Here is a 20,569-nt window from a genome sequence, read left to right on the forward strand (position 1 = left end):
GGGGCGGCGGCTGGGGCCCCGTCTGAGCGCGCGGGCCAAGCGCAGGGCCTCAGCCCGCGGCTTGGCGCCGCCCCCATTGCATGCGCCGCCCGCGGCCCCATCTAGAAGGGCCAGACCCAACAGGAGCGCATGATGTTCAACCCAAGCGATCTTCTCGACAAGCTGACCGGCGGCAAAGGCGTGCAGGGCCTGGCAGACCGCGCGAAAGCGACCTGGCAGGGCCAGTCCACCCTGGGCAAGGGCGCCATCGCCGGCGGCGTTCTGGGCGTGCTTCTGTCTTCGGGCGGGCGGCGCCTTCTGGGCACCGGGTTGAAGGTTGGCGGCGCCGCCGCGATCGGCGGGCTGGCCTATCAGGCCTATCAAGACTGGAAGGCCGGCAGGGACCCGCTGGCCCCGGCCCAGCCCGGCGCCCTTCCCCCCCCGCCCCCCGAAACCACCGGCGGCGATTTCGCGCTGAGCCTGGTCAAGGCGATGATCGCCGCGGCCAAGGCCGATGGCCATGTCACCCCGGACGAGCGGGAGCGGATCGACGCGGCGCTGGCCAAGCTGGATCTCGACCCCGATGAGACGGCGCTGATCCAGGCCGAACTGGATGCGCCCCTGGACGTGCGCCGGGTGGCAGCCCTGGCCCGGACCGAGGCCGAGGCGGCGCAGATCTATACCGCCACGCTTCTGGTGGTGGACGAGCAATCGCTTGAAGAGAAGGGCTATCTCGCCATGCTGGCGGCGGCGCTGAACCTTGACGACGGGCTGAAGGCCCATCTCGCGGCGCAGGCGGCGCGGCTGGGCTAAGAAACCCGGGCGCGCCCCCAATCCTGCGCGTGGACAGCCAGCCCGCCAAAGCGCTACAAGGCGCGCATGGCCCTGACGCTGACCGCGCTGACCCAGATCGCCCGGGCGGGCTTCGATGATGTGATCGATGCCCGCTCGCCCGCCGAATATGCCGAGGATCACCTCCCCGGCGCGATCAACCTTCCCGTGCTGGACGATGCCGAACGCGCCCGGGTCGGCACGGTCTATACCCAGGTCTCGCCCTTCATCGCCCGCAAGATCGGCGCGGCGCTGGTGGCCCGGAATGCCGCGCTCCATCTTGAAGGCCCGCTGCTGCACAAGCCCGGCGGCTGGCGGCCGCTGCTGTATTGCTGGCGCGGCGGCCAGCGTTCGGGGTCTTTCGCGACGATCCTGTCGCAGATCGGCTGGCGGGTCGAAACCATCGCCGGGGGCTACAAGGCCTGGCGCGGGCTGGTGGTGCAGGCGCTGTACGACCAGCCGCCGCCCGCGCCGCTGTGGCTTCTGGACGGCAATACCGGATCGGCCAAGACCGAGATCCTGGCCCGGCTGTCCGCCCGCGGCGTGCAGGTGCTGGATCTGGAAGCCCTGGCCGGACATCGCGGCTCGGTGTTCGGGGCGATGGGGCCGCAGCCCTCGCAACGCGCCTTCGAGGGCCGGCTTGCCATGGCCCTGGCCACGCTGGACCCGTCCCGCCCGGTGGTGGTCGAGGCGGAAAGCGCGAAGATCGGCGCCTGCCGCCTGCCCACGATGCTGTGGAAGGCCATGTGCGCCGCGCCGCGGATCGTGCTGCAGGTGCCGGCCCCGGCCCGCGCCGCCTATCTGGCCCGTGCCTATGCCGATCTGGCCGCCGACGGCGACCGGCTGGCGCAGATCATCGGCCAGCTGCGCCCGCATCATCCGCGCGCGGTGATCGAAGACTGGCTGGGCCTGGCCGCGCGGGCCGATGTCCAGCCGCTGGCGCTGGCGCTGATGCAGCGGCATTACGACCCGCGCTATGCCCGCCACCGCGCCCGGCTGCAGGTTCCGGTGACCGAACTCGCCGCGCCCCGGCTGGACGATACGGGGATCGAGACGCTGGCCGCCCAGATCGCCACCACCATCGCCGCCGAGAACAGCGCGGCCAGGGCGCGGCCCTAGCCGCCCATCCGCAGGGCCATGTCCAGCATCCGGTTGGAAAAGCCCCATTCATTGTCATACCAGCCAAAGACCCGCAGCAGCCCCTGCGGGGTCAGCCGGGTCTCGGGGCAGGCCATGACAATGCTCTCCGGCCGCGCCCGCAGATCGGTCGAGACCAGCGCCCGGTCCGTCGCGCCGATCACGCCGCCCGCGGCGCGGAAGGCCGCGTTCACCGCCTCGACCGTTGCGGGCCGTTCGGTCATCACCGCCAGATCGACGCAAGAGACGCTGGCCACCGGCACCCGCACCGCCGAGCCGCCGATCCGCCCCGCCACCTGCGGCAGAACCCGGTCCAACAGCCGCTGCGCGCTGGTCGTCGTCGGCACCATCGACAGCGCCGCCGCGCGCGAGCGGGCGAAATCCGCCGCCGGCGCATCGACCGTCGGCTGGCTGCCGGTATAGCAATGCACCGTGGTCATCGAGCCGGTCACCACCCCCCAGCCCTGATCCAGAAGCCGCACCAAAGGCGCCAGCGCATTGGTGGTGCAGGACGCGTTCGACACGATGCGCTGATCGCCCAAGACCCCGTCATTGGCGCCCAGAACCACGGTGAATGCGGCCGCCGCCGACGGCCCCGAGATCAGCACCCGCCGCGCCCCCGCGGCCAGCCCGCGCCCCGCCACCTCGGCGCTGTCGGCCCGGCCGGTGCATTCCATCACCAGATCGACGCCCGACAGATCCAGCGTCGACAGATCGGGCGTGCGGTGCAGCGGGATCGCCCGTCCGTTCACCACCAGTGCCCCCTCGCCCAGCGCGACCTGACCCTGCCAGGGGCCGAAGACACTGTCATATTCGAACAGATAGGCGCACATCTCGGGCGTGGCGATGTCATTGATCCCGGCGATCTCCAGCCCCGGCCAGGTCGCCGGCGCCTCGGCCCAGGCACGCAGCACCGACCGGCCGATCCGCCCGAACCCGTTGATGAAGACCCGCATCGCCCGCTCTCCTGCAGCTGTCCGCGCAGTCTCAGCACGGGACCGGATGCGCTTCAATGGGGCATTTGATCAAGACTTGTGCCCATCACAATCCGCGCGCACCGGAGTTTTCGAAAACTCCGGTCCGGAGCCTTCCAAGGCTCCGATGCGATTTCTTCGAAGAAATCGCCGCCGCTCAGACCGCCACTTCGATGCCCTGGCCCCGGGCCCGGGCCCGTTCCACCGCCACCGCCGCCACCGCCAGATCCTGCAGGCCAACGCCCGTGCCGTCGTAAAGCGTGATCTCCCCCGCCCCGCGCCGCCCCGGATGCGCGCCTGTCACGACCGCGCCCAGCGGCACGATATCGGCCGGTTCCAGCCGCCCCGCCGCCACCGCATGCTGCGCCTCGCCGATCGTCACGCTTTGCGCCACCTCATCGGTAAAGACCGAGGCCCCCGCCACCAGATCCGCCGCCACTTCCTGCTTGCCCGCCGTATCGGTGCCCATGCAGGCCAGATGCGTGCCCGGCGCCACATGCGCGGCCAGCAGGCTGGCGGCCGGGGAGGACGTGATGGTGACGATCACCTGCGCCTCGACCATCCGCGCCAGCGGCACGGCCTCGAAGGGCAGGCCCAGATCCGCTGCCACCGCGGCCAGACCGGCCAGCCGCGCCGGGCTGCGGTTCCAGCCGATCACCCGGTCAAACCGGCGCACCCGCGCCGCCGCGCGCAGCTGGAAGGCGGCCTGATGCCCGGCGCCGACAATCCCCAGCACCCGCGCCTCCGGCACAGCCAGAAGATCAATGGAAAGCGCCGCCGCCGCCGCGGTGCGCAGCGCCGTCAGCAGATTGCCCCCGACCATGGCCCGCGGCCGCCCGGTTTCCGGGTCGAACAGGAAGACCGAGCTTTGATGGTTGATCATCCCCCGCGCTGCATTGCCGGGAAAATAGCCCCCGGCCTTCACCCCCAGCTGCCCGCCCGCGGTGTCGAGCCCGGATTTGAACCCGTATTGCCGCCCCTCGCCCAGCGCCTCGCGCACCACCGGAAAGTTGCGCGCCGCACCTTGCGCCATGGCGGCGAAACAGGCGCGGATGGCGGAAAAGGCATCCTCGGCGGTGACCAGATCGGCAATCAGCGCTTCGGGCAGGATCAGCATGGGCGGGGTCTCCGGGCCGCATCGGCCGCTTTGGTTAAGATGGTCGGGGGCCCATCGCGGCCCCCGGCGCGTAGAGACGAAAGGAAGACAGAAGGAAGACGCGAAGAAGAAACGCGGAAGCCGTGAAAACAACCGGATTTCAGCGCCTTACCCCAGCGTGCGCTACCACCCCTTGCCGCGGGCCGAAACCGGCCAGACGCATTCCACCACGCCGTTTCGGACGCCCACATACCAGTCATGCACATTGCAGGTCGGGTCGCAGTGGCCGGGTACCAGCCGCAGCTTGTCGCCCACCCGCAGCACCCCCTTGGGATCGTCAATCACCCCATGTTCATCGCTGCATTTGGCATAGCGCACGTCGTCGCGGCCAAAGACCACCGGCAGGCCCGAATCCACCGATTGCGCCTTCAGCCCCGCATCGCAGACCGCCTTGTCCGGCTTCACATGGCTCATGACCTGGGTCAGGATGAACAGCGCATTCTGCCATTCGCCCCGGTCGATCCGCTGGCCTTCGGCATCCAGAATCCGGCCGTAATCGGCATCCATGAAGGCGTAGCTGCCGCATTGCAGCTCGTTGTAAACGCCTGATCCGCTTTCGAAATAATAGGATCCCGTGCCCCCGCCCGACACCAGCTGCGGCACCAGCCCCGCAGCCTTCAGCGCTGCCACGGCCTCTTTCACCTGCGCCACGGCCGCGTCCAGCTTGGCCTTGCGGTCCGCGTAGCGGTCCAGATGCTGCATCGCGCCCTGATAGGCCTGGATGCCGGCGAAATGCAGCCCCGGCGCCGCCTCGGCCGCCCGGGCGATCGCCACCACCGCCTCGGGCGTGGTCACCCCGCAGCGCCCCGCGCCGCAGTCGATTTCCACGAAGATGCCCAGCGTGGTGCCATGCTTCTGCGCCGCCGCCGACAAATCAGCCAGATTGGCCAGATCATCCACGCAAACCGTTGTTTTCGCGCCAAGTTTCGGCAGACGCGCCAGCCGGTCGATCTTCAGGGGATCGCGGATCTGGTTCGACACCAGAATGTCCGAAATCCCGCCGCGGGCAAAAACCTCGGCCTCGCTGACCTTCTGGCAGCAGACGCCCACCGCCCCGCCCAAGCGCTCTTGCAACAGGGCCACATCGACCGATTTGTGCATCTTGCCATGCACCCGGTGCCGCATCCCATGCGCCGCTGCATACTCGCCCATCTTGCGGATATTGCGCTCCAAAGCGTTTAGATCCAGCACCAGACAGGGGGTCTGGATATCGGCCTCGGCCATGCCGGGCAGGGCGGGAATGTCGTAGCCGACCTCTAGCCCTGCGAAATTCTGATGCGTATTCATCGCCTTATCCCCTCATTTCATCCAAGGCAGCCGGTCCAGATCGACATTCCCGCCGGTCAGGATAACCCCGACACGCCGGCCGCGAAACCGCTCGGGATGGCCCAGAATGGCCGCCAGGGCCACCGCGCTGGACGGTTCCACCACCAGTTTCATCCGCTTCCAGATCAGCTTCATCGCCTCGACGATCGCCGCCTCCGGCACGGTCAGCACATCCGCCACGCCGCCCTGGACGAACCGCCATGTCAGCTCTTTCAACGGCACTTTCAGCCCGTCCGCCACCGTCTCGGGCGCGTCATCGGCGATGATATGCCCGGCGCGGAAACTGCGCGCCGCGTCATCGGCCTGCGCGGGCTCTCCCGCAATGACCTCTACTCCCGGCGCCAGACCCGACATGGTCAGGCAGCAGCCCGAGATCATCCCGCCGCCGCCAATCGGCGCCACAACCGTCTCAAGCCCCTGAACTTGCGCCAGAAGTTCCTTCGAACAGGTGGCCTGACCGGCGATCACCCGGGGATCGTTGTAGGGATGAACGAATTCCGCCCCGGTACGCGCCACCACCTCGGCCAGCGCCGCCTCGCGCGACGAGGTCGAGGGCTCGCATTCGGTGATCTGCCCGCCATAGCCGCGCACCGCATCCTTCTTGGCCTCGGGCGCGGTGCGCGGCATCACCACATGGCAGGGAATCCCCCGCCGCCCCGCCGCATAAGCCAAGGAAAGCGCATGATTTCCCGAAGAATGGGTCGCGACGCCCCGCGCGGCATCGCGATCGTTCAATCCGAATACGGCATTCGAGGCGCCGCGCACCTTGAACGCGCCCGCCTTCTGCAGGTTCTCGCATTTGAAGAACAGTTGCGCCCCCGCCATCGCATCCAGCATCGACGAGGTCATCACCGGCGTGCGGTGAATATAGGGCGCAATCCGCGCCTCTGCCGTCAAGACATCGGCAAATTCCGGCATCCCCAACCCGTCCCGCTCGATCACGATCCTACCCTTTCATCTGTCCCTAAATATCCCGGGGGCGAGCCATCCGGTCCGCCACCGGTTCGAGGATCCGGTGGCGAGGGGGCAGCGCCCCCGGCCTATCCGCCCGCTCAGGCCGCCCGGGCCAGCGCGCCCGCGCCGCGATAAAATTCCTGCGCCGCCGCGACGCCCGATCCCAGACGCACGCCCCAGCCCAGATCGGCCATGCACATCTCGGCGACCGCCAGACCCGACAGGACCAGCGCCTCGGTCAACATGCCCAGATGGCCGATGCGGAACACACGCCCTTGCACCTCGCCCAGGCCGGTGCCGAAGGCCATGCCGTATTTCTCGGCCGCCAGCGCCACCAGGGCCGTGCCATCGGCGCCCTCGGGCACCCGCACCGCGGTGACCGTATCGGAGTACAGATCCGCCCGCGCCGCGAAAGGCGTCAGCCCCCAGGCGAAAACAGCGCGCCGCACGCCCTCGGCCAGCCTTGCATGGCGGGCATAGACCGCCTCAAGCCCCTCGGCCTCCAGCATCGCGACCGAGGCAGCCAGCCCGGCGATCAGCCCGACCGGCGGCGTATAGGGGTAGCCGCCGCGCGCGCAGGCCCCCAGCATGTCGCGCAGATCGAAGAAGGCCCGCGGCAGCTGCGCCGTCTCCATCGCCGCGATCGCCTTGGGCGACAGGCCCAGGATCGCCAGCCCCGCCGGCAGCATGAAGCCCTTCTGGCTGCCCGCGACCGCGATATCGACACCCCAGCCCGCGAAATCGAATTGCATCGAGGCAATCGAGGACACGCCGTCGACAAACAGCATCGCCCCATGCCCCGCTGCCTCCATCGCGCGGCGGATGCCCCCGATGTCCGAGCGCACGCCGGTCGCCGTCTCGTTATGGGTTGCCAGAACCGCCTTGATCCGCCCGCCTGTGTCGGCGCGCAGTGCCGCCTCGATCGCGGCCAGCGGCGCGCCTTCGCCCCATGCGGTCTCGATCACCTCGACCTCCAGCCCGTGGCGGCGGCACAGGTCGATCCAGCGGGCCGAGAACATGCCGAAGCGCGCCGCCAGCACCCGGTCGCCCGGCGACAGCGTATTCGTCACCGCCGCTTCCCAGCCGCCCGTGCCGGTCGAGGGCAGGATCGCCACCTCGCCTGCCTGCATTTTGAGCACCCGCTTCACCCCTGCCAGCGCAGGACGCAGAATCCTGGCGAATTCCGGGCTGCGATGGTCCAGCGTCGGCATGTCGCAGGCCTTGCGCAGCGAGTCGGGCATATTGGTGGGGCCGGGGATGAAAACGGGGTTCTGCAGGCTCATGACGGCATCCTCCTCTGGCGACAGACTCAGCCTAACCGGCCGATATCCAATGCACAATTTTTTCGAAAATATTTTTCATTGACGCATTTGCGGGTGAATGCTACGCAAAATCATAAGCTTGACGATTTTCATCTTTCGCCAGTTTTGGGGGCCATGATGGCGCAGAAACCGCGGGGGCGCCCGCGCGCCTTTCAGGACAAGACCGATCAGAACACCGTCCAGGCGCTGGACCGCGCCCTGTCGCTGATGGAACATATCGCCGCCCATCCCGGCCGGACGCTTTCGGAACTGGCCGAAGAAACGGGCCAGGCCATCGCCACCACCTTCCGCGCTTTGGCCACGCTGCAGGCGCATGGGATGGTGGAATCGGAAGAGCCGGGCCAGTTCTGGCATGTCGGCCCCGGCGCCTTCCGCACCGGCACGGCTTTCCTGAAACGCACCAAAGTGGCCGAACGCGCCCGCCAGCCGATGGATGCCCTGATGCGCGACACCGGCGAAACCGCCAATCTGGGCATCGAGGTGCGCGACGAGGTGCTGTTCCTGGCCCAGGTCGAAACCTATGAGGCGATCCGCGCCTTCTTTCCGCCGGGCACCAAGGCCGCGATGCATTCCTCGGGCATCGGCAAGGCGCTGCTGGCCTGGTCGCCCGAGGAAAAGGTGCAGGGCATCCTGGCTCGGCAGGGGCTGGAGAAGTTCACCTCGCTGACGATCACCTCGGAATCGGCCCTGCTGCGCGATCTGGCCCGGACCCGTGACCGCGGCTTTGCCATCGACGATCAGGAACGCGCCGAGGGCATGCGCTGCGTCGCGGCGCCGGTGTTCAATTCCTATGCCGAGCCGGTGGCGGGCCTGTCGGTCTCGGGCCCGGCCTTCCGCATGGGGCTGGCCGATGCGACGCGGATGGGCGCGCTGGTCCGCGCCGCCGCCGACCGGGTGACCGAGGCGATCGGCGGCACGCTGCCCTAGCAGGCGCCGGCGCTTAGCCCGGCAGGCCGGTCTGCAGCCGGTCGAGCAGCGCCTCCAGCATCGCGTCGCAACGCGCCAGCTGTTCGCGGGTCACGAATTCGTCGGGCTTGTGGCCCTGGGCCATGCTGCCCGGGCCGCAGATCACCGTCGGCACCGACAGCCGCGCGTCGAACAGCCCGCCTTCGGTGCCGAAGGCCACCTTGATCGTGCCATTGGCCCCGGTCAGCGACTGCACGAACCGCACCACCGCCGCGTCCGACGGCGTTCCGAGGCCGGGGTAATCCCAAAGCCGCTCGATCCGGATCTCGGCCTCGGGGAAAGTTGCGCGCAGCGGCGCCAGGATCGCCTCGGCCCCGACCTGCAATTCGGCGATCAGGGCCAGCGGGTCATCCCCGGCCAGCGAGCGGATCTCGAAATCCACCGTGGCGTGATTGGGCACGATATTGACCTGCACCCCCCCCTGCATCTTGCCGGCATGGATCGTCGTATAGGGCACGTCGTAATCGCCATCGAACGGGCCCTCTGTGGCGACGCGGGCCTGGACGCGCCTTATGATGCCGATGAAATCCGCCGCCAGATGCAGCGCGTTCAGCGCCAGGGGGGCCAGGGCCGAATGGCCCTCGCGCCCGATGCAGGTGGCGCGCAGGGCGACCTTGCCCTTGTGGCCGGTCGCAACCTGCATGCCCGTCGGCTCGCCCACGATGCAGAAGGCCGGCCGCACCGGCGCGCCTTCCAGCAGGGTCACAAGGGACCGCACGCCCATGCAGCCGATCTCTTCGTCATAGGACAGCGCCAGATGCAGCGGCACGCGCAGATCCCGTTTCGCGGCCTTCAGCGTCGCGGCAATGGCGCAGGCGACGAAGCCCTTCATGTCGGCCGTGCCGCGCCCGTACAGCCGCCCCTCGGCCTCGGTCAGCTCGAAGGGCGGGCGGGTCCAGGCCTGGCCCTCGACCGGGACCACATCGGTATGGCCCGACAGCATGACGCCGCCGCGATCCGTCGGGCCGACCGTCGCCCAGAGATTGGCCTTGCCGCCCGTCGCATCGGGGATCAGCTGCGAGACGATCCCCGCGCCGTCCAGCAGGCCCTGGACGTAATCCATCAGGGCGCGGTTGGGCCGGGCGCTGACCGTGTCGAAACCGATCAGCCGCGAGAGGATTTCGGTCGTTTCCATGCCCCTGCCCTTTCCTGTTTGCGGGCGCGACCCTAGGCGCCGGGCCCGGGGGCGGCAAGAGGCAGGCGGCGGGGATTGCGCGCGCGCCCCCTTCCGCCCGGCCGCGCGCTCTGCCACTCTGCCCGCGCCATGCATCGCCTGTCCCGCCTTCCGCTTGCCCTTGCCCTTTGCCTGTCTGCCGGCCTTGCCGCCGCACAACAGACCGCGGCGCCGAACCGCCAGCCGGCCCAGATCGCGCCGCCCGGCCCGGTCGCACGCTATGTCGCCGCGGCGCGTCTGCTGCCGCTGGGCTTTGCGGCCGAGGATCCGCTGACCGTCCTGGCCGCGGTGCGGCTGGCGCGCGGCGTCACGCTGCGCCCGGCGATCGGCTGGCAAGCCACGCCCGACCCGGACCCCGCGCCTGACCCGGGCCCGGGCCTGCCCCGCGATCCCGGCAGCGCCGATGCGACATTGGTGCTGGCGATGATGGTCGAGGGCGACGAGGATCTGGAACTGACCGCCGACGAGCTGCTGGCCGGCCCGCCGGGCCGGGCGGGCGGCGCCGCGTCCCGGGCTGCGGGGCTGGGGCCCGAAGCGGCGCAAAGCTGGATCCTGCCCTTCTACGGCGCTGCCCCGGCCGAGATCGGGCTGATCGGCCTCAGCGGGCCGGGCCTGACGCTGCGGGTGACCGATGCCGCCGGGGCCGAGATCTGCGCCGAGGCCCCGGCCGATCCGGCCGCACTTTGCGCCTTCACCCCGGCCGAAAACGGCTGGTTCAGCATCGAGCTGCGCAATGGATCGGCGGCCGCGGCGGGCTATCTTCTGCTGACCAATTAGCCTGTCGCGCCATGACGGCATTTGTCATGGCCAGCCATCTTCCCAAAGCCGCTGCCGAATGGCACAGTCGCGCCATTGCCATTCCTGCCCAAGCCCGGGCGGAAGAACCGACAGGACAAGACCATGAAACTGAAAGCCCTTTCTCTGACGCTGGCCACCACGGCGCTTGTCGCGCTTTCGCTGCCGGTTATTGCCCAAGACCAGACCGGCCCGAATGAAAGCCTGAAAACCGATGCCGCGCCCGCCGGTGCCGCCTCGACCCTGGCGCTGGCCTACGAGCTTTATGACCTGGGCGTCGCCGATGGCGATGCGCTGACCGTGCTGACCGCGGCCAAGCTGGCCGCTTCGGTCGATGTCACCGCCGGCACGGCCGCGACGCTGGACCCGGCCACGGTTGATGTGCAGCAGACCGCCAAGCGCAAATCCACCGGCGCCGCCCCGGCCGCCCCCGCCCCGATCATGAACGACGGCGAGGCCCGCCCCGTGGCCGTGACCACCTTCGGCTCGGCCGGGAACGAGGATGACGGCGCCGGGGCCCCGGTCGACGCGGCGGCGATGTTCGCCAAGGCGACCGAACTGGCCGGCGATGACGAAACGCTGAAAGGCTTGATCGCCGATGCCGAGGCGGAATCCTCGCGCGGGCGGATCGGCGGTTCGGTCAGCTATGAATCGCGCCTGCCCACCGGCATGTATGACGTCTGGGAAATTCCCTATTACGGCAATTCCTATGCGGAAATCGCGGTTGTGGGCGATGGCGATGCCAATCTGGACCTGACCATCACCGACGAGAATGGCAATGTGATCTGCTATGACGTCAGCCCCTCGGACCAGGTCTATTGTGACTGGGTTCCGGCCTGGGACGGCTATTTCTACGTCACGGTGGAAAACAAGGGCAACAAGCGCAACACCTATTACCTGTTGACGAACTGACGCCCGGCAAAGCGGCAAGACAAGGGCCCGACGCGCAAGCGCCGGGTCCTTTGCATTGCGGGGCCGCCGGACCGCCGGGGGGCGTGCCCCTTGCCGGGCCATCGGCTTGACACCCCGCGTCGCGCCCCCTAGTGACCGCGGCCCTGCAGGAACCAAGGACAATCAGCATGGCGCAACCGGCACCCGGGCTTGGGGTCGACTTCGGCACGTCGAACACTGCGGCCGGCTATCTCCAGGATGGCCAGGTGCGCCTGATCCAATTCGGGCCGGGCCAGACCACGCTGCCGACGACCTTCTTCTTCGATTTCGACACCCGCCGGATGCTGATCGGCGAGGCCGCCAATCGGGCCTTGCTTGCAGGCGACGAGGGCCGGTTCATGCGGGCGCTCAAGCGCATTCTGGGCACCAGCCTGATGCATGAGCCGCGGCAGATCCTGAACGAGCGGGTGACCTTCGTCCAGATCATCGCCCGTTTCCTGGCCCAGGTGAAGGCCCGGGCCGAGGCCGAATCCGGGCTGCGCTTCGACCGCGTCCTCTCGGGGCGGCCGGTGGTGTTCCACGGCACCGGCGACCCGCGCGAGGCCGCCGCCGAAGACGACCTGCGCGCCTGCTACCTGGCGGCGGGCTTCCGCGAGGTGGACTTCATGCCCGAGCCGCAGGCCGCCGCCATCGCCAGCGGCGCAGCCGAGCAACCGGGATCCCTCGGCCTGATCGTCGATGTGGGCGGCGGCACCTCGGATTTCTCGCTGTTCCGGTCGGACCGCGACGGGATCACCATCCTGTCCAATCACGGGGTCCGCATTGGCGGCACCGATTTCGACCGCTCGATCAGCATCGATCATGTCATGCCGCAGCTGGGCAAGGGCACCGAATTGCGCAAGACGCTGGGGCCGGGCAGCACGCCCACCCCGAATGGCATCTTCCACGACCTGGCGACCTGGGAGAAGATCTTCTTCCTTTACACCCCGCAGAACCGCCGGCTGGTGGCCGAGATGGTGAAGCTGGCGCATGCGCCGGAAAAGCTGACCCGGCTGGCCAGGGTGCTGGAGCGCGAGCTGGGCCATGAGATGAGCTTCGCGGTCGAGCGGGGCAAGATCGCCGCCAATGCCGGCACGGAAAACGCCGCCATCCTGCTCGACCAGATCGAGCCCGGCCTGACCCTGCCCCTGTCGCCCCAGGCCCTGGCCGACAGCCTGGCCCGCCATGCCCAGGCGCTGGGCGAGGGCGCGCGCGAGACGCTGCGCCTGGCAGGCATCGATGCAGCCCAGGTCGAGAAGGTGGTCTATGTGGGCGGCTCCAGCCTGATGGCGATGGTCTCGCAGACCATGAAGGCGCAGTTTCCGACGGCGGCGCACACGTTCAGCGAGGTTTTCACCGCCGTGGCGGACGGGCTGGCGATCGCGGCGCAGGACCGGGCCGCCTGACAGCCGACTTCTGCGGAACGGCAAAGCCCGCCCAAGAAAACCCCGCGGGATCGCACCCGCGGGGCCTGTTCGTCCGGCTTTGGGCCCGATCTCAGGGGTTTGACGCCAGGATCTGGTTCAGCCAGGGCACGAATTTCGAGATGTTCGTATAGGCCGAGAACATCGCCTTCTCTTCGCAGCCCTTGCCCGAAGTGGCGGTCAGGCCCCAGCTGACGATGCCGGCCTGAATATAGGTGCCGTCATCCAGCGGCACGACCAGCGGCCCGCCGGAATCGCCGTTGCACGAGGTCTTGCCGCCCTCGAACGTGCCCGAGCAGATCATGTTGTCGCTCATCGGCATCGGCGCCTGGGCCAGCAGCTGTTCCCACAGCGGATAGGCGGTGTCTTCCTTGACCGACAGAACCTCGGCCGCATAGGCAAAGCCGTTCACCGCCTCTTCCGCCCGCGCCTCCATCATCGAGGAATTGCACATCTCGCGGTCCAGCATCTGGATCTGGGTCTGGCGCAGATCGGCGGTGACGCGGCCGCCATTCTGCAGGCCCCAGCCGGTGACGATCGTGGTCACGCCGGGTTGCGACAGGATATCGCCAAAGGCCGCATCGGGCACTTCGATCGTCTTGTAGGGCACGGACGGCTTGCGGGCCAATTTGATCAGCGCGATGTCATAATCGAACTGGGTCGAGGTATATTGCGGGTGGACATAGATCTTCTCGACCGGGATCCGGTCGCCCGATCCGTCCAGCTTGTTGGTGCCGGCGACGATGGAAATCTCGTTCGCCTGCACGTCGAACTCGACGCCCTGATCGTCGATCATATGCACGCAATGCGCCGCGGTCAGCACCCATTCATCCAGCACCAGCGAGCCGCCGCAGAACTGGCTGTCGGTCGAGACCGGCATATTCGCCACGGTCAGCGCCACCTGCCAGGGCCAGGCCCCGTCCTGCGCCACTTCGCCGCCAATCACCTTGGCGCCGGCCGCATCGGTCTGGGCGGCGTCCAGCTCGGCCTTCTTGCCGCTTTTGGCGAATTCGAACGGCGAATCCGTGCCCGTCTTTGCCGCGGCGCTGTCTTCGGCCAGCGTGGGCCCTGCCAGAAGGCCGGCCAGCGCCAGGACGAAAAGCGGTTTCAGAAATCTCTGCGTCATGTCCGAACGTCCTTCTGTCTCAATGGGCCGCCTCGGGCCCGGGGTTCAGTCGCACGATCTGGCGGATCATCGCCAGCGCGGCGGGTTTGGTCGAGAAGCCGCGATTGCGGGTCTCGTCAGGGTCGGCCAGGCGCTCCTCGAACCAGGCCGTCATCTCGTCGGCGGGGCCGCCGCGCGTGGTGTCGCTGGCGGCAAGCCGGGTCAGATCGACCCGCAAGCCGCTGTCTTCGCCCATCGGCACGGCCAGAACCCAGATCTCCTCCAGCCCGGCCGCGCTGCCGGCGGCGATCTGCAGCCCGATCCGGGCGCTTTCGCCGGGGGCAAGCCGGTTGACACCATTCTGCTGCGGCCAGATCGGCTGCACTTCGAAATCGGTGGCCAGGTACAGGACGCTGACATCCTGCATCTTGGCCGAGCGGTTGGTGACCGTCAGCCAGATCTGGTCGCAGGCCTGCGCCCCTGCGGCCGGATCCCAGGGCTGCGCCGGGCCGGCCGCCCCACAATCCTCGCCCTCGGCGCGGCCGGGGCGGATTTCATAGGCCAGCTCGACCGGATCCTTGCCGGTGATCGACCGCCCGGTGGCCCCCAGCAGGGCCGCGCGCAGCCGCAGCCCGTGCGCGGCCCGATCCAGCGCGCGGGCCAGCGCCTCGGCCTCGGTCTCGCCCGGCTCGGGCCGGACGCGCGGGGTCGAGCCGGGGCCGTCCGGGTCCAGAACGCCATCGGCGCCGGCCAGCGCCACCGTGCCATCGACCAGAACCGGCACCAGATCGGGCCCCGCACCGGAAACTGCACCGGAAACTGCACCGGGAACCTCACCGGGCGCCGGCAAAGCCGCCTCCCAGGCGCTGTAATCCTTGCCGTCGCCCGGATCGGCGCGCTGCGCCGGGGCCAGGGTCAGCGGCGCGGGCGGCGGGGCGGCGGTGATCTCGGCCCAAAGCGCGCCTTGCGGAGCGGGCGCATCCAGCGTCGCCTCACGCGCCGCAACCTTGGTGACCGTCGCCGTCCCCAGGGCCGCCCCGCCCGTGCCCTCGGCATAGAAGGTCAGTTCGGTGCCCTCGGCCAGGCCCTGCAACAGCCCGCCCTTCACCACCCGGCCCGCCACCTGCAGCCGCGCCGCGGCCTGGCCCGCGCCGAAAACCTGCGCCTGCAGCAGTGGCCCCTCGCCCTCGGGCACCTGCCGCGCCTCGCTTTGCACCATCGCATCGGCCACCGCGGCCAGAACCTGGGCCCAGCTGGCCTCGGGCGCCGCGCTCAGAACCTGGCTCAGGCGCAGGGTGAATTCGCCCTGCCATTGCCCGGTGTCGCCCAGTTCATATTCGAAGGACCGCTCGTCGGATTGCGAGGAATAGAGAAAGACGAAATTCCCGGTCAGGTCCGGCGCCACCGTGGCCGGGGCCGAGGCCGCAGTCTCGGGCACGCCCAGCTGATCCGGCGTCAAGCCACGCGGCACGCCCTTGCCGCCGGTGCCGCGAAAGCCGGTCGCGGAATGGCAGGCGTCGATCAGCCCGATCAGCGTCACGTCGCGATCCATCAGCGCCTGGGCCCAAAGCTGCAATTCGTCGTCAAGGATCGCATTCTCGACCGCGCCGATCGCGCCTTTCCAGCCGGCCGCATCGGCGGGCAGGAAGATCTCGTCATAGCCGCCGCCCTCGTCGCCCGACAGATCGGGGGCCTGGCCGCCATGGCCCGAAAAATAGAACACCACCGTATCGCCCGGCGCGGCTTCGGCCGCGACCTGATCCAGCGCCGCCATGATCCCGGCGCGCGTCGGCTGGCCGGTGGAAACGCCCGCCGGCAGACCCACCGGATCCGAGGTCAGAACCGTCATCTGCCCCGGCGCAATGCCGCGCGCCCCCAGCGTCTCGGCCATCAGCCGCACGTCATTCGCGGGCCCGCGCAGATTGGCGTCGAGATACAGATAGTCCGACACGCCGACCAGAACCGCATGCATCTCGGCCCGGGCCGGAAGGGCCAGGAAGGCAGTGGTGCAAAGCGCATATGCAAGCCGGTTCAACATCATGGCCGGCAGATTACCGCGCAAGCCCCCCGAGGCAAGTGCGGGAAGGCCCAGACACCGGCTGTGACGGCATTTGTCATCCGCAACCCGCCCGCGCCGCAACCCCAGCGCGAAACCTGGCCCTTCGGCCTTCCTCTCTGCAGAAATATCCCACGGGGGTCCGGGGGTGTGAAACCCCCGGGGGCCGGCCGCCCCGGGGCGACTTCGGGCCCTAACCCAGTTCCCGCGGCCAGGCGATCTCGACCGTCAGGCCCTTTTCCACCCGCGGCAGGGTCAGCCGCGCGCCATGGCGCATGGCGATGGCGCGCACCAGCGCCAGGCCCAGCCCATGGCCCTTGATCCCCTTGGCGCGGTCGCGCTCGGCCCGGGTGAAGCGCTCGAAGGCTTCGGATTTCATCTCGTCCGGCAGGCCCGGCCCGGTATCGACCACCCGCAGCACCGCCCGGTCGCGCCCCGACAGCACCAGCCGCAGACTGTCGCCGGGGGCGCAATACTTGATCGCATTGTCCAGAAGGTTCGCCACCATCTGCGCGATCAGATGCCGGTCGCCCAGCACGGTCAACCCGGGCTTGATCTCGGCCCCGGTCGTCAGACCCTTGTCCTCGGCCAGGGCCTCGTACAGATCCCAGACCTCGGCCACCACGGCCGAGATGTCCACCGGCACCAGCCCGCCGCCGCCCTGATCGGCCTCGGCCCGGCTGATATCCAGAAGCGAATCGAAGACGCGGATCGCCTGGTGCATCTCGGCGCGGACCTCGGCCGTCACCTCTTCCTGGCCCTCGATCTTGTCCAGCTTGCGCAGCATCCGGTTCAGGGGGGTGCGCATTTCATGCGCGATCGTGTCCGACAGGCGGTGCGTGGCGCGGTTCAACGCCTCGATCCGGTCCAGCATGCCATGGACATGGGTTTCCAAAAGCCCGAATTCATCGCCCGAGCGCGGGCCCGACAGCCGCGCATCCAGCTGCCCCGAGGCCACCCGGTCGGCCAGGGCATTGACCCGGCCGATCCGCCGCATCACCCAGCGCGCGGCCACCCAGCCCACGCCGGCGCCAATGGCCAGGATCGCCGCCAGCAGCACCGCCATGCCCTGGCGCAGCGCGGCCAGCGTCGCGTCGACCGGCGCCAGCGACCGGCCGACCAGCAAGGGGAAGCCGCCCGGCAATTCCCGCGCCACCACCAGCCAATGGCCGCCATCGCTCCGGAATTCCTGCGCCGGATCGACGGTGAAGGTCTTGCCCTCGGCCGTCAGCCCCGCGGGCCAGGCCTCCAGCGTGCCGGCCAGAACCGTGCCGTTGCGATCCATCAGCAACAGCATTTCCGGCCCGTCGGCTGCGATACGGAAGTCGATCGCCTCGCGCAGGGCGATGATGCGGCGCTGTTCGTAAAGCGCCGCCAGCGAATCCATATCGGCCGACAGCAGCGCGCGCTGCGCCTCGGTCAGCCTTGTCTCGACCAGCCGGTAGCCCAGCCCCATGGCCAGAACAGACACCAGCGCCACCGCCAGCGCCATGCCGGCCGCCAGCCGCAGCGTCGCGCGGGCGCGCAGCGGGCGATGATCGCCCGAGACGGCGGCAGCGGCAGCGCCAGGGGTCACGCGCCTTCCCCAGGGGGCTGTGGCAGGGGCGCGAAGACATAGCCCTCGCCGCGGGCGGTCTGGATCGCATGGCTGCCCGCCTCTTCCAGCTTGCGCCGCAAGCGACCGACATGGACGTCAACCACATTGGTGCCCGGGTCGAAATGCAGGTTCCAGACGTTTTCCAGCAATTGCATGCGGGTGACGATCTGGCCGGCATTGCGGGCGAAGAAGGTGAGCAGCTCGAACTCCTTCGGGCTGACGGCCACATGTTCGCGCTTCACATGCACGGTGCGGGCCTTCATGCGGATTTCCAGATCGCCGAAGGCCAGCAGGTCATTGTCCAGAACCTGCATCGTGCCGCGCCGCAGCAGCGCCCGCAGCCGCGCCCGCAACTCGTCTTCCTCGAAGGGTTTCGGCAGGTAATCGTCGGCGCCCTTTTCCAGCCCCTCGACCCGCTGCGCCGCCCGCCCCAGCGCCGACAGAACCAGGATCAGCGCGTGCGAGCCGCCGGCCCGGATCCGCGCGATCGCATCCACCCCGTCGCCGCCGGGCAGGGTGCGGTCCAGCACGATGACCTTGAAATTGCCCGCCGCCTCGGCCACGCCGGCCTCAAGCGTGTCGCGATGCACCGGGTCGCAGCCCAGGCCGCGGACCACCGCTGCAACGGCAGCGGCGGTCTCGGCATCGTCTTCAACGATCAGAATTCTGTCCATCACCCACTCCGGGCCCCAGATTCAGAACACCACGACGCTTGGGTCAAGCACATTCGCACCGCCCAGGGGCCGCGCGCCGTCATGGCTGCCCCAAGGGTCCAGATAGATATGCCGCGTCTCGCCCGTGCCATCCTGCACCAGGATCAGCGCCGGCTCGGACAGTTCCAGCGCCGCCAGCGCCGCGCCGTCCAGCGCCGTGCCGTTCACCGCCAGGATCGTGTCGCCCTTGGCCAGGCCCGCAAACAGCGCCGGAGAATTCTGCGTCACGTCCTTGACCGTTCCACCTTCGCCCAGAACCACCCCCAACGCGCCCAGCCGGTAGCTTTTGATTGTGACCGGGGCCGAGCCCGCCAGCGACAGATCGCGGGTCTTCATCGTCAGACCCGGCGCTTCGGCCTCGGGCAGGGACAGGGGCAGCGGCAGGGCGATCTGCGCGCCGTCGCGCTGCACGGTCAGCTGGGCCGTGCCCGATTCCAGCGCCGCCTCGATCAGGAAGGCAAGGTCGCCGGGCTGCGTCAGCGCGGTGCCATCGACGGCCAGAATGATATCGCCGCCCTTCAGCCCGGCCGCCGCGGCCAGCCCGCCCTCGATCGTGCCATCGACCAGCAGCCCCGCGACCGGCACATCCAGCGCCTCGGCCGCCTTGCGGTCGACCGGACGGGCGGTCATGCCCAGACGCGGATAGGGCTGCAGGGTTTCCTCGATCAACCCGGTGACGATCCGGTCCAGATCGGTCCCGGCAATCGCATAGGCGATGCCCACGAACATCCGGCTGCCATCGGCGATCTGGCTGTTCATGCCCAGAAGCCGGCCCTGCGCATCGACCAGCGGCCCGCCGGACGAGCCGGGGTTCACCGCCGCATCATGCTGCAGCATCTTGATCGGCACTTCGACCTGCACCTGCCGCGCCGTGGCCGAGATCAGCCCCTCGGTCAGGGTGAATTCGATCCCCAGGGGGGCGCCCAGCGCATAGACCTCTTCGCCCAGCGCCGCCGCCTGTTGGGCGGGCACCAGCCCCTTGCGCCCCGGCGCGACCGAGATCACCGCGACGTCGCGGATCTCGTCGCGGGCGATCACCTCGGCCAGTTCCTCATTGCCGTGGCGGTCGATCAGCCGCACCTCTTCGGCATCGCCCACCACATGGGCATTGGTCACCGCCACCACCGCCGCGTCCCCCCACAGGAAGGCCGAGCCAAGGAAGCGGTCTTCGGCATCATTGCTGCGCACCACAAGAACCGCGTCCATCGTGGCATCCAGAACCGAGACCTCGGCCCCGGCCGGGGTGGCGCTTAGCGGCGAGATCCCCGAAGCCAGCCCGGCCGTCATTCCAAACCCAAATGCGAAAAGCGCCGTTCGCGTCTTCTGCGCCAGGCCGCAAAGTGCCGAACGCAGGGTCTTGTCAAATGCTTGCATTTTGTCCTGTACCTTTGGGTCTGCCCCTCGGGCCTTTAGGTAATCCGGCCGCCCGACCCGGTCACATGACAAATCCGGTCATGGAAAGATTGTGAGTTTACAGGCGGATGCCCGCCCGCCATTTTCGAGCCTGCCAATAGACCGCAGGCCCGAAAGGCCCCATTCGATGAAACGCTCTGTGATTGCAGCCCTTTTCCTTGGCCTTGCCACGACAGCCTTCGCCGATCCGGCAAGCCCGCTGCGCCGGGCCCAGCTGTCGGCCGAACTTTACACCCGCGGCCTGGCCGAGGCCGATCCGCTGCTGATCCTGACCGCGGCACAGCTGCGCAAGGCGGCGGGTCTGGGGCAGGATGCCGACGATCCGCTGTCCTGGCAGGCGATGCTGGGCGCGGCCCGCGCCCTGGCGCCCGGCGACGCGGCACTGGCGCCCCTGTTCGACGATCTGGAAGCCGTCTCGGCCAAGGGCGTGATCTCGGGCGCGGTGCAGCAGAAGGCAGCTCTCGACCCCGGCGAAGCCACGCTGCCGCCGATGGAATTCAAGGGCGGCGCCAAGGCCGAGGTCTATGTCGAGACCGCGCCCGGCTTTGACCTGAACCTGATCGTGCGCGACGCGACCGGCAAGGTCGTGTGCCGCGACATCGACCCGTCCTTCGTGGCCCATTGCCTGTGGACGCCCGCGCAGGACGGCCTGTTCCTGCTGACGGTGGAAAACCGCGGCAAGACGCCGATCGACTATACTTTGCTGACCAATTGATC

General features: G+C 69.0%; 18 protein-coding genes. 7 read left to right on the forward strand and 11 right to left on the reverse strand.

Features of this window, described 5'->3' with window-relative positions:
- The first annotated feature begins 132 nt into the window (after window positions 1–132).
- Together K1Y73_RS14735 and mnmH are read left to right on the forward strand one after the other, a co-directional pair.
- On the forward strand, window positions 133–792 hold the full coding sequence (locus K1Y73_RS14735) for a tellurite resistance TerB family protein (protein WP_225029069.1): 660 nt from the start codon (window positions 133–135) through the stop codon (window positions 790–792).
- 66 nt (window positions 793–858) lie between these two features.
- Window positions 859–1,929, forward strand: coding sequence for a tRNA 2-selenouridine(34) synthase MnmH (gene mnmH, locus K1Y73_RS14740; protein ID WP_225029070.1), 1,071 nt, complete (start codon window positions 859–861; stop codon window positions 1,927–1,929).
- Here mnmH and K1Y73_RS14745 read toward each other — a convergent pair.
- From K1Y73_RS14745 to bhcA, 5 genes are all read right to left on the reverse strand, one after another.
- Window positions 1,926–2,903, reverse strand: coding sequence for a type I glyceraldehyde-3-phosphate dehydrogenase (locus K1Y73_RS14745; RefSeq protein ID WP_225029071.1), 978 nt, complete (start codon window positions 2,901–2,903; stop codon window positions 1,926–1,928). The genes mnmH and K1Y73_RS14745 overlap by 4 nt on opposite strands.
- 175 nt (window positions 2,904–3,078) lie before the next feature.
- The gene (gene bhcD / locus K1Y73_RS14750) at window positions 3,079–4,038 is read right to left on the reverse strand and encodes an iminosuccinate reductase BhcD (protein WP_225029072.1); all 960 of its coding nucleotides are present in this window, start codon (window positions 4,036–4,038) and stop codon (window positions 3,079–3,081) included.
- Between the two features lie 162 nt (window positions 4,039–4,200).
- Entirely contained in the window at window positions 4,201–5,364 is a 1,164-nt protein-coding gene (bhcC, locus tag K1Y73_RS14755) for a 3-hydroxy-D-aspartate aldolase BhcC (protein WP_225029073.1), read from the reverse strand.
- 12 nt (window positions 5,365–5,376) lie between these two features.
- A complete protein-coding gene (gene bhcB / locus K1Y73_RS14760) occupies window positions 5,377–6,321 on the reverse strand; it encodes a beta-hydroxyaspartate dehydratase BhcB (protein ID WP_225029090.1) in 945 nt (314 codons plus the stop codon).
- 134 nt (window positions 6,322–6,455) lie between these two features.
- Entirely contained in the window at window positions 6,456–7,640 is a 1,185-nt protein-coding gene (gene bhcA / locus K1Y73_RS14765) for an L-aspartate--glyoxylate aminotransferase BhcA (RefSeq protein WP_225029074.1), read from the reverse strand.
- A gap of 156 nt (window positions 7,641–7,796) precedes the next feature.
- On the opposite strand from bhcA, the gene bhcR reads away from it, so the two are divergent.
- Window positions 7,797–8,606 carry an HTH-type transcriptional regulator BhcR gene (bhcR, locus tag K1Y73_RS14770; protein WP_225029075.1) on the forward strand — a complete coding sequence of 270 codons (810 nt, stop codon included), beginning with the start codon at window positions 7,797–7,799 and terminating at the stop codon, window positions 8,604–8,606.
- Between the two features lie 13 nt (window positions 8,607–8,619).
- On the opposite strand, the gene argE is transcribed toward bhcR, so the two are convergent.
- The gene (gene argE, locus K1Y73_RS14775) at window positions 8,620–9,780 is read right to left on the reverse strand and encodes an acetylornithine deacetylase (RefSeq protein ID WP_225029076.1); all 1,161 of its coding nucleotides are present in this window, start codon (window positions 9,778–9,780) and stop codon (window positions 8,620–8,622) included.
- 129 nt (window positions 9,781–9,909) lie between these two features.
- On the opposite strand from argE, the gene K1Y73_RS14780 reads away from it, so the two are divergent.
- The 3 genes from K1Y73_RS14780 to K1Y73_RS14790 all read left to right on the forward strand — a co-directional run bounded on the left by K1Y73_RS14780 (window position 9,910) and on the right by K1Y73_RS14790 (window position 12,950).
- Complete coding sequence (locus K1Y73_RS14780) at window positions 9,910–10,596, forward strand: hypothetical protein (protein ID WP_225029077.1); 687 nt, start codon at window positions 9,910–9,912, stop codon at window positions 10,594–10,596.
- 123 nt (window positions 10,597–10,719) lie between these two features.
- Window positions 10,720–11,526, forward strand: coding sequence for a hypothetical protein (locus K1Y73_RS14785; RefSeq protein ID WP_225029078.1), 807 nt, complete (start codon window positions 10,720–10,722; stop codon window positions 11,524–11,526).
- Window positions 11,527–11,693: 167 nt separating this feature from the next.
- Window positions 11,694–12,950: an Hsp70 family protein gene (locus K1Y73_RS14790; RefSeq protein ID WP_225029079.1), complete on the forward strand. Its 1,257-nt coding sequence runs from the start codon at window positions 11,694–11,696 to the stop codon at window positions 12,948–12,950.
- A 91-nt stretch (window positions 12,951–13,041) separates the two neighbouring features.
- On the opposite strand, the gene K1Y73_RS14795 is transcribed toward K1Y73_RS14790, so the two are convergent.
- The 5 genes from K1Y73_RS14795 to K1Y73_RS14815 all read right to left on the reverse strand — a co-directional run bounded on the left by K1Y73_RS14795 (window position 13,042) and on the right by K1Y73_RS14815 (window position 19,726).
- A complete protein-coding gene (locus K1Y73_RS14795; protein WP_225029080.1) occupies window positions 13,042–14,094 on the reverse strand; it encodes a serine protease in 1,053 nt (350 codons plus the stop codon).
- Between the two features lie 19 nt (window positions 14,095–14,113).
- Window positions 14,114–16,108, reverse strand: a complete 1,995-nt coding sequence (locus K1Y73_RS14800) for a caspase family protein (RefSeq protein WP_225029081.1) — start codon at window positions 16,106–16,108, stop codon at window positions 14,114–14,116.
- Window positions 16,109–16,322: 214 nt separating this feature from the next.
- Window positions 16,323–17,705, reverse strand: a complete 1,383-nt coding sequence (locus tag K1Y73_RS22125) for a sensor histidine kinase (RefSeq protein WP_225029082.1) — start codon at window positions 17,703–17,705, stop codon at window positions 16,323–16,325.
- Entirely contained in the window at window positions 17,702–18,400 is a 699-nt protein-coding gene (locus K1Y73_RS14810) for a response regulator transcription factor (protein ID WP_225029083.1), read from the reverse strand. Before K1Y73_RS14810 ends, K1Y73_RS22125 begins: the two co-directional genes overlap by 4 nt.
- Window positions 18,401–18,421: 21 nt before the next feature.
- Window positions 18,422–19,726 carry a S1C family serine protease gene (locus K1Y73_RS14815; protein ID WP_225029084.1) on the reverse strand — a complete coding sequence of 435 codons (1,305 nt, stop codon included), beginning with the start codon at window positions 19,724–19,726 and terminating at the stop codon, window positions 18,422–18,424.
- Window positions 19,727–19,979: 253 nt separating this feature from the next.
- On the opposite strand from K1Y73_RS14815, the gene K1Y73_RS14820 reads away from it, so the two are divergent.
- On the forward strand, window positions 19,980–20,567 hold the full coding sequence (locus K1Y73_RS14820) for a hypothetical protein (protein ID WP_225029085.1): 588 nt from the start codon (window positions 19,980–19,982) through the stop codon (window positions 20,565–20,567).
- Window positions 20,568–20,569 lie beyond the last annotated feature (2 nt).

The sequence above is a fragment of the Xinfangfangia pollutisoli genome, from assembly GCF_020179405.1.
In the GTDB taxonomy this organism is placed as follows: domain Bacteria; phylum Pseudomonadota; class Alphaproteobacteria; order Rhodobacterales; family Rhodobacteraceae; genus Pseudogemmobacter; species Pseudogemmobacter pollutisoli.